Origin of the sequence: Serratia fonticola (assembly GCF_001006005.1) — a bacterium.
GTDB lineage: Bacteria > Pseudomonadota > Gammaproteobacteria > Enterobacterales > Enterobacteriaceae > Chania > Chania fonticola.
Genome location: NZ_CP011254.1, coordinates 689,947 through 705,081, shown reverse-complemented (window position 1 = coordinate 705,081; position 15,135 = coordinate 689,947). Strand labels below are relative to the sequence as shown.

The 15,135-nt window shown below is 54.3% G+C and carries 13 protein-coding genes; 4 read left to right on the top strand and 9 right to left on the bottom strand.

Translation table 11 applies throughout. The features are described 5' to 3' along the window. The first annotated feature begins 43 nt into the window (after nt 1–43). Nucleotides 44–2,212 (top strand): fimbria/pilus outer membrane usher protein, encoded by a 2,169-nt coding sequence (locus WN53_RS02990; protein ID WP_024484036.1) that lies wholly within the window; start codon nt 44–46, stop codon nt 2,210–2,212. Here the strand turns inward: WN53_RS02990 and ruvX are convergent. The 6 genes from ruvX to WN53_RS02960 form a co-directional block, all read right to left on the bottom strand. Further along, nucleotides 2,175–2,597, bottom strand: coding sequence for a Holliday junction resolvase RuvX (gene ruvX / locus WN53_RS02985; protein ID WP_021179674.1), 423 nt, complete (start codon nt 2,595–2,597; stop codon nt 2,175–2,177). The genes WN53_RS02990 and ruvX overlap by 38 nt on opposite strands. Then, on the bottom strand, nt 2,597–3,160 hold the full coding sequence (locus tag WN53_RS02980) for a YqgE/AlgH family protein (protein WP_024484035.1): 564 nt from the start codon (nt 3,158–3,160) through the stop codon (nt 2,597–2,599). The genes ruvX and WN53_RS02980 overlap by 1 nt, the downstream gene beginning before the upstream one ends. A 65-nt stretch (nt 3,161–3,225) precedes the next feature. Further along, nucleotides 3,226–4,176 carry a glutathione synthase gene (gene gshB, locus WN53_RS02975; RefSeq protein WP_024484034.1) on the bottom strand — a complete coding sequence of 317 codons (951 nt, stop codon included), beginning with the start codon at nt 4,174–4,176 and terminating at the stop codon, nt 3,226–3,228. Between the two features lie 33 nt (nt 4,177–4,209). Further along, entirely contained in the window at nt 4,210–4,941 is a 732-nt protein-coding gene (rsmE, locus tag WN53_RS02970; RefSeq protein WP_024528354.1) for a 16S rRNA (uracil(1498)-N(3))-methyltransferase, read from the bottom strand. Nucleotides 4,942–5,008: 67 nt separating this feature from the next. After that, on the bottom strand, nt 5,009–5,707 hold the full coding sequence (endA, locus tag WN53_RS02965) for a deoxyribonuclease I (protein WP_024484033.1): 699 nt from the start codon (nt 5,705–5,707) through the stop codon (nt 5,009–5,011). A gap of 114 nt (nt 5,708–5,821) precedes the next feature. Next, nucleotides 5,822–6,322: a SprT family zinc-dependent metalloprotease gene (locus WN53_RS02960; RefSeq protein WP_021806282.1), complete on the bottom strand. Its 501-nt coding sequence runs from the start codon at nt 6,320–6,322 to the stop codon at nt 5,822–5,824. Nucleotides 6,323–6,472: 150 nt separating this feature from the next. Here WN53_RS02960 and WN53_RS02955 point away from each other — a divergent pair, with 150 nt between their 5' ends. From WN53_RS02955 to WN53_RS02945, 3 genes are all read left to right on the top strand, one after another. After that, nucleotides 6,473–8,434, top strand: a complete 1,962-nt coding sequence (locus WN53_RS02955; protein WP_024484032.1) for a peptidase U32 family protein — start codon at nt 6,473–6,475, stop codon at nt 8,432–8,434. Between the two features lie 508 nt (nt 8,435–8,942). Next, entirely contained in the window at nt 8,943–10,589 is a 1,647-nt protein-coding gene (fumA, locus tag WN53_RS02950; RefSeq protein WP_024484031.1) for a class I fumarate hydratase FumA, read from the top strand. Between the two features lie 160 nt (nt 10,590–10,749). Beyond that, nucleotides 10,750–11,640: a helix-turn-helix domain-containing protein gene (locus tag WN53_RS02945; protein WP_024484030.1), complete on the top strand. Its 891-nt coding sequence runs from the start codon at nt 10,750–10,752 to the stop codon at nt 11,638–11,640. Nucleotides 11,641–11,694: 54 nt separating this feature from the next. Here WN53_RS02945 and WN53_RS02940 read toward each other — a convergent pair whose 3' ends face one another. From WN53_RS02940 to WN53_RS02930, 3 genes are all read right to left on the bottom strand, one after another. After that, a complete protein-coding gene (locus tag WN53_RS02940) occupies nt 11,695–13,089 on the bottom strand; it encodes a sugar porter family MFS transporter (RefSeq protein WP_024484029.1) in 1,395 nt (464 codons plus the stop codon). A 261-nt stretch (nt 13,090–13,350) separates the two neighbouring features. Beyond that, nucleotides 13,351–14,325, bottom strand: coding sequence for an XdhC family protein (locus WN53_RS02935; protein ID WP_024484028.1), 975 nt, complete (start codon nt 14,323–14,325; stop codon nt 13,351–13,353). Further along, a complete protein-coding gene (locus WN53_RS02930) occupies nt 14,325–14,906 on the bottom strand; it encodes a nucleotidyltransferase family protein (RefSeq protein WP_024484027.1) in 582 nt (193 codons plus the stop codon). The genes WN53_RS02935 and WN53_RS02930 overlap by 1 nt, the downstream gene beginning before the upstream one ends. Nucleotides 14,907–15,135: the final 229 nt, after the last annotated feature.

Here is a 15,135-nt window from a genome sequence, read left to right as displayed (position 1 = left end):
TTTTTGTGTCGGATAAATATTGTGGTTTGCACTCAGGGAACGAATGAAACCCACTTTTCATATTGCCATTATGTCGTTAAGCCTGTTGGTTAACGGTGCCAGGGCTGAAACAAATAACGTCTATCTCATTATTAACGATAACTTTAAGGGTGAGCTGGCCGTTAACCTGGGGCTGGATGGGCAGCCGTGTATTAATGCCCCATTGCTACGTGAGTGGGGGATACGTGATGCCGCGATAGTGATGGAAACGACCCCTGAAGGCTGTATTCTGCCCGACGTATTGAGTGCCCGAAAAATTGGGGTTTTCTATGAGCCGATAGCACAATTGCTGACGGTAGATATCCCGGCTGGCATGCTGGGTGACAGCAAGCTGGCAGGCCGCTGGGATGACGGCATCAATGCGGCATTTGTTAACTATCAGTTCAATTACGGCCATTATGCGGGCGAAAACTATCGCGATACGCAACGGCACGAAAGCCTGTATGCCGATATCACCACCGGGGTAAACGTGGGCCCTTGGCGGCTGCGTTATCAGCCCGTCTATCAGAAAGAGATCTGGGGTAATCCGACCTGGCACACCGAAAGGGCGCTAGCCTATCGGGATATCAAAGCCTGGCGCGCCACGCTGACCTTGGGCGACAGCGTGACGCCGTCAGTTTTGTTCGACAACGTCCGATTCCGTGGCATCAGCCTGGTATCGGATAGCCGAATGCTGCCGGATGGCCTGCGGCAGTTTTCACCTTGGGTACGCGGCTTCGCACGCAGTAATGCGGAGGTGAGGGTGCGCCAGAACGGTGAAATCATCTATCAGACGTTTGTTTCCCCGGGAGCATTCGTGTTGAAAGACGTCTATCCGCCCGCGCTCGAAGGGGATCTTACCGTCACGATACGCGAAAGCGACAGTACCGAAACCGAACGGAAAATACCCTATTCCTCCATGCCCAACCTGGTTTATGCCGGTCAGTGGCGCTATGACGCCTCGGTGGGTAAATACCAACCTTATTACGGCATGGAAGAGGAACAGCCAGGCTTTGCCCAGGCATCGGTCAGCTATGGGCTACCTGGAAAGGTCACGCTGTACGGGGGTTTCCAGGGGGCGGATATTTATCGCAGCGCGGCGGTCGGGATTGGTAAGAGCCTTAATCAGTGGGGAGCGATCTCGGCGGATTACACATTTTCGTCTGCCCGTCAGCCAAGGCGTTCAGCGCCGGACACCGGCGGCATGGCGCGTATGCGTTACGCCAAGGCTTTCCCGGCCTGGGAGTCTTCCCTCAGCCTGATGGCGCAATATTATCCGCGGCAGCGCTATCGTACGTTTGGCACGGCGATAGATCAGCAGAGCACCTATTGGTGGGACTGGGAAGACGGCATTTTTGTCGGTGACTTTGACGAGGAAAAAAAGTATCGCCTGGAAGCGCGCTATAACCAGTATCTGTCCGATTCAGACAGCCTTTACCTGACGTTGGCTCGAGAAGCCACTCGGGGTAATCAAAGAGGCGAAACCAGCATTGAGATGGGTTTCAGCGCCAGCCTGGGTAAGGTAGACGTTGCGCTGTATGCGGAATATAACCGCCCCTCGTATGGCAAAGAACAGGCACAGTTGGGGCTTTCTGTCTCCCTGCCGTTGAACGCGCTCGGCGCACCACGTATGAAGCTGAACTATGATCATACGTTGGCTAACGATCGGACCGACAGCCGGCGGATAGGCGTCAGCGGTACGCTGCTTGACGACTATAGCCTGAGCTACAACGCTAGCACCAGTCAGAGCCAACGCAATGGCAGCAGCCAGGATCTAAGCGCCAATTATCAATATAACGCAGGTGATCTGCGGGTAGGTCATTCGCAAGGGGCAGGCTATCGCCAGCAGAATCTGGAGCTTGCTGGCAGCCTGATGGCGCATCAGGAAGGGCTCACGCTTGGGCAGACGTTAGGCGAAACCGTGGCCATCGTCAGCGTGACTGGGACGCCGGGGATTGGCATCGATAATCAGTATGGCGTCACCACCGACTGGCGGGGCTATGCGCTGATAGGCAATCTGACGCCGTACCGTATCAACAGTCTGACGCTGGACAGCCTTGAACTACCGGATACGCTTGAGTTGCCTGAATCCGATCAGGAAGTGGTGCCTACCGCCGGTGCGATCATGTTCAGCCGCTTTGCTCCGGCACGGAAAATCAGCCCGGATGCTGCTCAAACCAGCTCTCCAGAATAACCACGGCGGAGGCAGAATCGACGCTGCCTTTATCCAATGCGCGGAATCCACCATGGTCAAACAGATTGGCCCGTGCTTCAACGGTGCTCAGGCGCTCATCATGCAGGGCAATCTGCACGCCAAAGCGGCCATGGAGTCGGTTGGCAAATTTACGCGCTCGTTCGGTCAGCGGCTGTTCGGTGCCATCCATATTCAACGGTAAGCCAACCACCACCAGGTCTGGCTGCCATTCTTTCAGCAGGCGCTCGATCTTCTGCCAGTCAGGTACACCGTCCTGGGCTTTAAAGGCCGCCAGCGCCCGAGCGGTGCCAGTAATTTCCTGGCCGATCGCTGCGCCGATGCTTTTGGTCCCGAAGTCGAAGGCGATAATGGTGCGGTTAGTCATCAGGCGTGTCCTGCGTGGCTGGCAATGCTGCGAATATCGATGCCAAGGCGGTTGGCTGCTTCACGCCAGCGGTTGGCGATCGGCGTGTGGAACAGAATGTCGGTGTCAGCCTCGGTGGTCAGCCAGGCATTCTCCAGTAGCTCTTGTTCCAACTGGCCCTTTTCCCAGCCCGCATAGCCAAGCGCCACCAGCACATCGGCGGGTTGATCTGGCGTGCCAAGCGTTTCCAGCACGTCTTTTGAGGTGGTGATCATGGTGGCCGGTGAGATTTGAATGCTGGAACCAAAGCCTTTGCGTGGGGTATGCAGAATAAAGCCGCGATCGTCAGCCAGCGGGCCACCGGCGAACACTGGCTTATCCAGGCTGATCGCCGGATCGCGCGGTGAAGGCTTGATGTCGAGTTTATCCAGCACCGTCTCCACGGTGAAATGTTCCACGGGCTTGTTGATCACTAATCCCATGGCTCCGTCGTCATTATGTTCGCAAACGTATATCACCGAACGTTTGAAGCGCGGATCTTGCATTGCGGGCATGGCAATCAGGAAATGGTGCTGTAAATTCATGGCGTTAATTCAATTCGGAAGTAAAATGCATGCCCTCTCCCAATGAGAGAGGGCGCGTCGTCGGCCTACTTCGCGGCCAGACGTTTTTCAATGGCGTCCATCAGCATGCCGGTGACGGAAACCGGGAATGCAGCTTCGATCTCACGGGCACAGGTTGGGCTGGTGACGTTGATCTCGGTAAGGCGATCGCCGATCACGTCCAGGCCAACAAAGATCAGCCCTTTCTCTTTTAGCGTTGGGGCAACTGCGCGGGCAATTTTCCAGTCGCTTTCGCTCAGCGGGCGCGCTTCACCACGGCCACCGGCGGCCAGGTTACCACGGGTTTCGCCTTGGGCAGGGATACGCGCCAGGCAGTATGGCACTGGCTCGCCATCCACCACCAGGATTCGTTTGTCCCCATCCTTGATGGCTGGCAGGAAGTTTTGCGCCATGCAGAAACGGCTGCCGTGTTCGGTCAGGGTTTCGATAATCACCGACAGGTTGGGATCGTCCTGCTTCACGCGGAAGATCGAGGCCCCGCCCATGCCGTCCAGCGGCTTGAGGATGATGTCACCGTGCTGCTGGTGGAATTTACGGATATGAGCAGCGCTGCGGCTGACCAAGGTGTCTGGCGTCAGCTCCGGGAACCAGGCGGTGAACAGCTTTTCGTTACAGTCACGCAGGCTCTGTGGCTTGTTGACCACCAAAGTACCTTTCACTTCGGCACGTTCCAAGATGTAGGTCGCATAGATGTATTCAGTGTCGAACGGCGGATCTTTGCGCATCAGGATCACGTCCAGATCCTGCAACGCCAAATCCTGCTCGCTGCCAAAGCTGAACCAGCTCTCTTTATCTTCTTTCACGTTTAGCAGGCGCGTGCGGGCACGGCCATCACCGGCATGCAGATAGAGATCGTTCATCTCCATATAATGCAGTTCCCAGCCGCGGCGCTGCGCTTCGAGCAGCATGGCAAAGCTGGTGTCTTTTTTGATATTGATGGATGCGATAGGGTCCATCACGATGCCGAGCTTGATCATCTCTTCTCCTTACGAACCTGTGAAGACAGGTCCTTAGCCCAGGTCGCCGAAACGGACCTGCAAAGCGGTAATTGCGGTGAGCGCGGTGGTTTCTGTACGCAAAACGCGTGGCCCCAGCAGGATATCAGTAAATCCATAGTCTGTGGTCATGGCAATTTCTTCGGCGGATAATCCGCCCTCCGGCCCAATGAGCAGACGTACGCTCACTACCGGCAGCGGCAGGGTATTGATACTTTGGCTGGCGCGTGGGTGCAGGTTCAGCTTGAGGCTATCGTCCTGCTCGGCGCACCAGTGTTCCAGAGTCATCGCTGGGCGGATCTCCGGAATGCGGTTGCGGCCGCATTGCTCGCAGGCCGCGATGGCGATTTTTTGCCACTGCTGGAGCTTTTTCTCCAGGCGCTCGCCGTCGAGTTTAACGCCGCAGCGCTCGGAAAATAGCGGAGTGATCACGTTCACCCCCAACTCGATGGATTTCTGGATGGTGAATTCCATCTTTTCGCCACGTGAGATCACCTGGCCAAGATGTAAGTTGAGCGGTGATTCGCGATCTTCCAGTTGCCCGGCGTTGATCTGAACCAGCACGTTCTTTTTATCCACCCGGGTGATTTCTGCTTCAAACACCTGGTTGCTGCCATCGAACAGTTGCAGTGCCTGCCCGGCGCTCATCCGCAGCACGCGGCCGACATGATTGGCTGCATCCTCGCTCAATGCAATTTCTGCACTGGCGCTCAAGGGCTCTGGATGGTAAATGCGGGGTTTACGCATAATGATTGTCAGATCCTGGCTCAATGATACGGCGCTGCCGATGGCAGCGCGAAAGCACTATAGTAGGTCAGCCTTTTCGCTGCTGACAAGCCTGTTGAATATAAGGGTTGTGATTCCCTTGTACCATGGCGATGTGTGCTTCACGTCGGCATTCCCAAGTGTTGACCGGATACTGGCGGTTCCAGGCTTCAAACAGCTGGGTTTGCTGGCGTGAAAGCGGTAACTGGTAGCGATCGCGCATGTAGAAGTAGGTGCGGGCGATGGCGCCTCGCGCACGGGCCGGTGGCTCGGCCTGCTTGTTCTTGAAGTCTACCTTCATCTGGCACTGTCCGTATTGCCCTTCGCCACCCCGCCACTGGCTGTACATAAAGTTATTGCGGTCACCGTTGACTTCACCGATGGCAGGTTGCAGGTTGTGCAAGTCGATCTCTATCTGGCGATAAACCGGATCCTTGTTGCAGTTTTTACGCCCACCCTGTTGCCAGCACTGTAACTGATGGCCGAACTGCCAGGCCGGAACCACATGTTCCCACTCGATACGCTCGGCGCGTTGGGCATTTTTACGCACCTGATAGCCACAGCTACCGAGATCGGGAATACCTTTCTTACCTTGCCAGTCGATCTTGCAGCCACAATAAAAGCTGCCTGGGGCGTCCTGGTTGATTTTGGCGGCAGCAGCCTTGGCCTGGGTAAAGTTATTAATCCCCTTGGCTAGCGTGCCGCTGGAGGCCGTCAATACGACTAAAAATAAAATTTTGCGATGCATATTCCAAAACAGCTCAAAATTGGAAAGGCAGGCAGGGTAACGGAAGTCACCGACAGGTGCAAATAGAGATAATGGATTGTTTTAACTTATAAATATGATTGTTAACGGCTTTGACTAACCGGAAAATGTCAGCTTTTCACCACACTGGCGGCAGCGGTATTCGCTCTCGCCGCGCATCACCCGATTATGGCGGCGCAGGGTCAGCTGATGCTGCTGGCAATCGCAGCGGTAAGGGAAGGTTTTGCTCTGTACCGAACGGGTCTCAAACTGGTGGGTACGGCTGGCCGGAACCTGCAATACGTTTTCCATCATCCAGCGCCATTCCCGGCCATGCGGCGGCACGCGGCCAAACTGGCGGAAGACCAGCAGATGAGCCAACTCATGGGGGACCACTTCGTCGATAAACGGCTGTTGGTTTTCCATCAGCAGCACCGGGTTGAGGCGGATTTCCCAGGCTTGCAGCCAGGCGGTGCCCGCGCTGGTGCCGCGTTGCTGATACAGGATCTTGGGCTCTGGGAACTCGACGGCAAAATGCTGCCGCGCCAGCTGCAACTTGTCTCGCAGGCAGCGCATTACCGCCTGTTGCAGCGCAATGGGGATTCTTACTCTGTTCATAGTGGCGCTAGCTTAAGCAATGATGCGGCGGCTGGCAACGGGGCAGTAAGGAAAAGTCTATGGGCTCTTAACCGTCACGCAAGGCTTGTATGTACGAGGCTTGTGTCTACAATAGCAGCGATTTTTCCCCTTACCCTAACGGCGATAACCATGCTTTTACCGAACCAGATTGAATTACTCAGCCCCGCCCGCGATGCAGGTATCGCCCGTGAAGCTATTTTGCACGGGGCCGATGCGATCTATATCGGTGGCCCAGGTTTCGGCGCCCGCCATAATGCTGGCAACAGCCTGAGCGATATCGCCGGACTGGTTGAATTTGCCCGCCGCTACCGGGCCAAAGTGTTCATCGCCCTCAACACCATTTTGCATGATAACGAGCTGGAGCCAGCACGCCGCTTGATCCATCAACTGTATGACACCGGAGTCGATGCGCTTATCGTGCAAGATATGGGGATCCTGGAGCTGGATATTCCACCCTTTGAGCTGCATGCCAGTACCCAGACCGACATCCGTAGCGTAGAGAAGGCTCGTTTCCTGTCCGATGCCGGTTTTTCCCAATTGGTGTTGGCACGTGAGCTGAATCTCACTCAGATAAAAGCTATCAGTGACAACGTTGACGCCGCCGTCGAGTTTTTCATCCATGGCGCGTTGTGCGTGGCCTTCTCCGGCCAGTGTAACATTTCCCACGCCCAGACCGGACGCAGTGCCAACCGTGGCGACTGTTCGCAGGCGTGCCGGCTTCCTTACACCCTGAAAGATGAGCAGGGGCGGGTAGTTGCGTATGAAAAGCATCTGCTGTCGATGAAAGACAACGATCAAAGCCGCAACCTGACGGCGTTGATCGACGCCGGTGTTCGCTCATTCAAGATTGAAGGGCGTTATAAGGATATGAGCTATGTGAAAAACATCACTGCGTACTATCGTCAGCACCTGGATGCCATTCTCAACGATCGTTCCGATCTGACGCCGGCATCGTCAGGTCGCACGGAACACTTTTTTATTCCGTCGCCGGATAAAACCTTCCACCGTGGCAGTACCGATTACTTCGTTAACCAACGCCAGATGGATATTGGTGCCTTTGACTCACCCAAGTTCATTGGCCTGCCTGTAGGAGAGGTGCTAAAGGTGGGTAAAGATCATCTGGACGTGGAAGTAAAAGAATCGCTGACCAACGGTGATGGACTTAACGTGCTGATCAAGCGCGATATCGTCGGCTTCCGTGCTAATAAGGCGGATAAAATTGCTGAAGGGCGCTACCGGGTTTGGCCTAACGAAATGCCGGCGGGTCTGGATAAGCTGCGCCCAAATCATCCACTTAATCGTAACCTCGATCACAACTGGCAACAGGCGCTGCTAAAAACCTCATCGGAACGCCGCATCGCTGTCGATATTCTGCTGACACAAAGCAGCGACGGAGTGACGCTAACCCTGATCAGCGAAGAGGGCATCAGCGTCAGCCATACGCTGCAGGGCGAATTCGGCGCCGCCAACCAGCCGGAGAAAGCGCTTGTCACACTGCGTGACGGACTGAGCAAACTGGGGCAAAGCCTTTATTACCCGCGTGACGTTCATATTGATCTGCCGATGGTTTGCTTCATACCCAACAGCCAGGTCAACCAACTGCGCCGCGATGCGGTGGAAGCGCTGGACGCCGCACGCCTGGCGGTAAACGAACGCGGCGACCGCAAACCGGTTTCCGTCCCGCCGCCGGTTTATCCGGATACGCACCTGACGTTTCTTGCCAATGTTTATAACCAGAAGGCGCGTAAGTTCTACCAGCGTTATGGTGTCACATTGATTGATGCCGCCTTCGAGGCGCACGAAGAAAAAGGGGATGTACCGGTAATGATCACCAAGCACTGCCTGCGCTTCGCCTTCAACCTCTGCCCTAAACAGGCCAAGGGTGTGCAGGGTGTGAAGGGGCGGGCATCGCCGATGCAGTTGGTACATCAAGGTGAGGTGTTGACGTTGAAATTTGACTGCAAGCCATGTGAGATGCATGTGATTGGCAAGATCAAAAATCATATTTTGCGGATGCCAGTGCCGGGGAGTGTGGCAGGAGGGATCTCGGTAGAGGAGCTCAAGGCGACTCTACCGGGGAAGAAAAAATAGCCGTATACCAGAGACTGCTGACAAACCCTCACCGGGCTAACAATGTAGGGGCGCTGCATGCTGCGCCCGTCTGGATAATCAATGGGTTAGCAAATACTGGTATAGATAGATCCCGACCAATTCAGCAATATTGCCACTTTGTCAGCAATCTGATACCAGGTCATTGCTGAAAACGGCGTGGTGTGGACATGAGGCAGCAAGGCAATTGTCGCAACGCTATTTTCCCACAATGATAAGCCGATCGACTCACACAGATTGTAATCATTGTGTTAACTGCGGGATAATAATCCGTGCATGATGAGTCTGTACCCGCAGTTCTCACCGGATGAGGTCAGAAAAACATCGCCAGCGTTAAGTCCTTACGTTAATAGAGGTTATTTTGCGATTTGGCGCAATAACTGACTACCTAAAAATACGTAAGGTGTGGGGAGTTTTTTTGACGCAGCGCGCCCCGAGCACGCTGGGTAAGTGTGAATTTAACGCAGCTGATGTTGCAAGTGAGAGATCAATGTCGAATAAACCGTTCCATTATCAAGATCCGTTCCCGCTGAAGAAAGACGATACCGAATACTATCTGCTAAGCCGTGACCACGTTTCCGTCGGCGAATTTGCCGGCCAGGAAGTCCTCAAGGTTGACCCGCAAGCCCTGACCCTGCTCGCCCAGCACGCTTTCCACGACGCCTCGTTCATGTTGCGCCCTGCGCACCAGCAGCAGGTGGCGGATATCCTCAACGACCCCGATGCCAGTGAGAACGACAAGTACGTTGCGCTGCAATTTTTGCGTAACTCAGAAATCGCCGCCAAGGGTATTTTGCCAACCTGCCAGGATACCGGCACGGCGATCATCATGGGTAAAAAGGGCCAGCGCGTCTGGACCGGTGGTGGGGACGAAGAAGCCCTGTCGCGTGGGGTGTACAACACCTTTATCGAAGACAACCTGCGCTATTCGCAAAACGCCGCGCTGGATATGTACCAGGAGGTCAATACCGGCAGCAACCTGCCTGCGCAGATCGATCTCTACAGCGTGGATGGTGACGAGTATAAATTCCTGTGTATCGCCAAGGGCGGTGGTTCGGCCAACAAAACCTACCTGTATCAGGAAACCAAGGCGCTGCTGTCCCCAGGTAAGTTGAAAGACTATCTGGTCGACAAGATGCGTACTCTGGGCACCGCGGCCTGCCCACCGTATCACGTGGCCTTTGTGATTGGCGGCACTTCGGCGGAAGCCACGCTGAAGACCGTGAAGCTGGCTTCAACCAAATACTATGATGCGTTGCCAACCGAAGGCAACGAACACGGCCAGGCGTTCCGCGATGTGGCGCTGGAAGAGGAACTGCTGAAAGAAGCCCAGAATTTGGGCCTGGGTGCACAGTTTGGCGGCAAATACTTTGCCCACGACGTGCGTGTAGTGCGTTTGCCACGCCACGGCGCTTCTTGCCCGGTGGGGATGGGGGTTTCCTGCTCCGCCGACCGGAATATCAAAGGCAAGATCAACCGTGAGGGGATCTGGCTGGAGAAACTGGAGCATAACCCAGGTAAATTTATTCCACAGGAACTGCGCCGCGCGGGTGAAGGGGAAGCGATCAAGGTGGATCTGAACCGCCCAATGGCTGATATCCTCAAGCAGCTGTCACAGTATCCGGTGTCTACCCGCCTTTCCCTGAGCGGCACCATCATCGTTGGGCGTGATATTGCCCACGCCAAGCTGAAAGAGCGCCTGGATCGTGGCGAAGGTTTACCGCAGTATGTGAAAGATCACCCGATCTACTACGCGGGCCCGGCCAAAACGCCAGAAGGCTATGCTTCAGGTTCTCTGGGGCCAACTACGGCAGGGCGCATGGACTCCTATGTCGATCTGTTGCAGTCACACGGCGGCAGCATGATCATGCTGGCCAAAGGTAACCGCAGCCAGCAGGTGACGGATGCCTGCCACAAGCACGGCGGATTCTATCTTGGCAGCATTGGTGGCCCGGCGGCGGTGCTGGCACAGCAGAGCATCAAGAGCCTGGAGTGCGTGGAATATCCTGAACTGGGTATGGAAGCGATCTGGAAAATCGAAGTGGAAGATTTCCCGGCCTTTATTCTGGTAGATGACAAAGGTAATGATTTCTTCCAGAAGATCCAGGAATCTCAATGTACGCGCTGTGTGAAGTAAGCTGATTGATAGCCGCCCCCGGTGGGCGGCTTGTTCTTTGAGTAACAAGCTGCGATGTTTGTGATGAATTCGTCAGCCTTTGTAAAATAGTGTCGTCGCTTTGGACGCTCTAAATAAATCTGTATACCATTGCCGTGGACAATTTTGGCTAGGAAAAGTAATGGTGACGCAGGAAACACATATCAAAGAATTACTGGTCTGGATAGAAAACAACCTACGCAATCCACTATCCCTGGATATTGTTTGCGAGAAATCCGGCTACTCTAAATGGTATCTGCAGCGCATGTTCCGCCAACAGACCAACCTGCCCCTTGCTGCTTATATCCGCGCCCGTCGCCTCTATCTGGCGGCCTTCTCATTACGCTTTACGCAAAAAAGCATTCTGGATATTTCGTTGGAGTATCAGTTCGATTCCCAACAGACATTCTCACGCTGTTTCAAAAAACATTTCTCTGTCACACCTAGCGCCTACCGTAAGGCCCAGAATTGTGACTTCAGCCATCTGGTGCAATCGCTGTCGCTGAATCAACCCAGCGATATCTCTATTGACTATGTTGAGGTTAAACCAGACAGCTACTCGCTGGTCGGTCAGTATTATTCTTATCACATCGATATTGAACAGTTGGGCGAATCCCACGCGACAATTCGTGATGGAATAAAGGATCGTTTTTGTGATGAGTTTAAATTAAATCCAGACAAACTTTATGCGCTAACCAATTTTACGCCCGATGGTGAGCGGGTGAAGGTCGACTATTTTGTGGCGGTAGATAAAACCATCGCCAAAGGTAAATCGTTGCTGGAACTACCGGAAATCAGCGGCGGTTATTGCCGCTTTCGCTATGCTGGCAAGCCAGTGGCCCTTCACGAGTATATCGCCAGCGTTTATACCAAACTTCTGCCGCAGTTTAATCTGGTACGCCGGGAAGGGTACGATATCGCGCAGCATAGCTACTCGCTAGATGGTGACGAAGAGCTGTACCTGGAATATGAGTATCTAATTCCGATAGTGCCAGACAAAGCCTTTGCAGAGAAAACCAGTCCGCGCTCCTGATTGTCATTGCGGATGTAAATACCGCCCGAAACGGGCGGTAATCAAAGACCTCGATCAGTGTGAACCAATCTCCCGTAGTGGTTTCCCAGCCATCAAATTCCGCTCGATATGTTCCAGAGAGATATTTTTGGTTTCAGGTATCAGAGCAATGGTAATGAAGATAAATACCAGGTTCAGCCCGGCATAGATCCAGAAGGTATGCGCGCTGCCCAGGGTGTTGAGCATAGTCAGGAAGGTGGCCCCCACGATCATGTTGGCGATCCAGTTTACCGTCGTTGAGCAGGTGATACCGAAATCACGGCCTTTAAGCGGTTGGATCTCTGAACACAATACCCAAATCAGCGGGCCGGCACTCATGGCAAAACCGACAATAAACATCAGCAACATCAGTATCGCGAAGTATTGAGCCGCAGGCGTATCCATGCCGATATTCATCATGGTACCCAATGTCCCCATGCCGATGGCCATCACCAGGAAGCCCAGCTTCAGCGTAGGTTTACGGCCCCAACGATCCACCAGGCCGATGGCAATAAAGGTTGCCAGCACGTTCACTAACCCGACGATCACCGTTCCCCACATTTGTTGCGCTGTACTGGCAAAACCGGCCAGATCGAAAATTTTCGGCGCGTAATACATGATGACATTCATGCCGGTGAACTGCTGCATGACCTGAAGCAATACGCCAAGATAGACCGCACGGCGGAAATTCTTGTTGTCTTTGAACAGTGCCCAACCGCTTTGCTTTATTTTCAGGCTTTCACGGATCTCATCCAGTTCGGCTTTCGCCTGTTCAGTCGTATCTCGCAGCATTTCCAGCACTTTCCTGGCTTCTGCATCACGGCCACGTGACGCTAACCAGCGAGGGCTGCGGGGCAGGAAGAACACGCCAACGAACAGCAACAAAGCCGGAAGGGTGATGATACCCAGCATCCAGCGCCATGAACCGCTGTAGCTGAAAGCCGTATCGGACAGATAAGCCCCCAGGATCCCTATCGTAATCATTAACTGGTACATGGAAATCATGCTACCGCGAATGCGCTCAGGCGCGATTTCAGAAAGGTACAGTGGGGCAGTGAAGGATGCGATGCCTACTGCCAGGCCGAGCAGAACGCGGGAAATCAGCAGCACATCGTTGTTGGGGGCGAAAGCAGAGCAAAGCGAGCCAATGACAAACAGCACGGCGCCAATCATCAGGCTGTATTTGCGCCCCAGCCGGTAAGAGAGCCAGCCACTGCCGACAGCGCCAACCGCTGCGCCAAACATCATTGAGCTCACCACCCATTCTTGTTGCTGGGAAGTGATTTGGAACTCATGAGCAATAAAAGGTAATGCTCCGGCGATCACGCCGATATCCAGTCCAAACAATAAGCCTGCCAGTGCTGCCAGAAAACAGACAAAGAAGGTCATTTGGGCATTCGATCTGCCTTTGCTTGTTGATGATGTACTCATAACGGCCTCGGTTAACCAGATAGGTGATTCGTTAGTAGGCTATGTTATTGGTCTGGGTGATGATTTAACGTGCTATCGATCACATTTAGTGTAATCGCTTACACTTGGTGTGTTTATGGATTGTCATTTAACATCATGAATATGAGATGTTAAACTATGGGTTAAGGTGTGGTTGGTGATTTTTGATGTTAATTTGTGTAATCGCTTTCATTTTTTGGCCAGCAAATGATTTGCCATCGCGGGAAGGATTGCGTCAGGTATTCAACTGGGTTGGCGGTGTTGGTTCTTCTGCTGCACGATATCGGCCATCACGGCCAGCGCGATCTCCGCTGGAGTTTTACTGCCAAGCGGCAGGCCGATCGGCGCATGGATACGGCCGAGTTCCTGCGGGCTGAATTCGGCGATCTGTTGCAGCCGTTGGCGGCGGCGATCGCTGTTCCGTTGGGAACCCATCGCACCGATGTAAAATGCCGGGGTGTGGATCGCCTCCATCAGGGTTAAGTCATCCATGCGCGGATCGTGGGTCAGCGCCACAATTGCGGTGTTGGCGTGGCAACCGCCTTCCTCAATGAATTTGGCCGGGAACTGGCGCAGCAGGGTGATATGCGGTTTGAGCTGCGTAGCGAAGTTCTCCAGAGCTTCCGGACGGCTTTCGCATACCAGCACTTCAAAGCCGAGTGCGCTGGCAAAGTCGGCGCAATACAGCGCCACGCTGGAAAGCCCGGCAATCAGCAACCGAGGAGCGGCGGCGATGTGCAACTGGATCTCCTGTTGGTTGCGCACGACCTGGGTGGCGCTGGCAAAGCTGGTGGTTTCCAGCGCGCTACAGGCATTGGGCAAGGTCAGGTGTTTGACCAGGGCATGATGGCCGGCCAACGCCTCGGCGATATTGCGCAAGTAGCTAATGCTGGCAGGGCCCGCGGGCAGATGCTCGATCAATACGTCCAGCACGCCACCACAGGGCAGCGCCACGCTGGGGGTTAGCCCGCCAGCACCGTAGCGGATCACCTGGCTGGCGGCTTGATATTCCCCTTCTGCCAGACGGCGTAAAAAGTCCTCTTCCACGCAGCCACCGGATAACGATCCACAATAGTGTCCGTCGCGGGTAGCCACCATCAACGCGCCAGGAGAACGTGGTGATGAGCCATAAGTGTTCAATACGGTACACAGCCATACCGGCTGCTGTTCCAGCCAGTTGATTGCCTGGCTGACTACGGTGATATCAAGGTGTTGCATTAATTAATGGACTCGTTTGCTACTAGCTGGGAAGGGAGATCGATATCTTGCACGATGCCCGGTTGGTCGAGATGGAGCAGGTAAACCCCCCCGTGACTGCGTAGCAGCTCTCGCGCACCATTATCGCCATGCAGCGCACACAGTTGTTTGCGCAAAATGGCGGTGAAGCCCACCGGGTGGCCGGGATGGTGCTGGAAACTGGGGCGAACGATACTGTGTTGGCTCAGGGCTGCGGCTACCTGTACAAAGATCTGCGGCGAGACAAACGGCATATCCGCCAAATGGATCAGCCAGCCATCCCATTCTGCCGTTGCGGCAACGCCAGCGGCAATAGACTCACCCAGCCCACCGCTGGCCAGTAAGGTGCAGGGAACCTGATGCGCAGCACAAGCCTGTTGCACCGGCAGGTTTTCTGGCCGGGTGACGACCCGTACCGGTAAACCGGAGGCCAGCGCCTGTTGCAGCGTCTGTTCGAACACCGTCTTGCCCTGCAATAGGGCATTAAGCTTGTTGCCACTGCCACCGGCCTGAATAAAACGCTCACCCCGCCCGGCGGCGGTAATCACGATACCTGTCGTCATCTCTTTTGCCCACGTTTGCGCAAATCAGCCACACTATAGAGGCATTATATGTTTCCAAGTGTTTCATTTTATGAAAACAAAATGTTAATACTCACATATTTTTGGTTATAAGCTTATGATTATAACGTCTTCGGCAAGGTTACTAGCGGTTGCGCAACAAAACCGATAAAAAAAACGACTTACCTCCAGCCTTCGGGTTAAGGCGCTAATGCCGTATCTGGATGCTAGG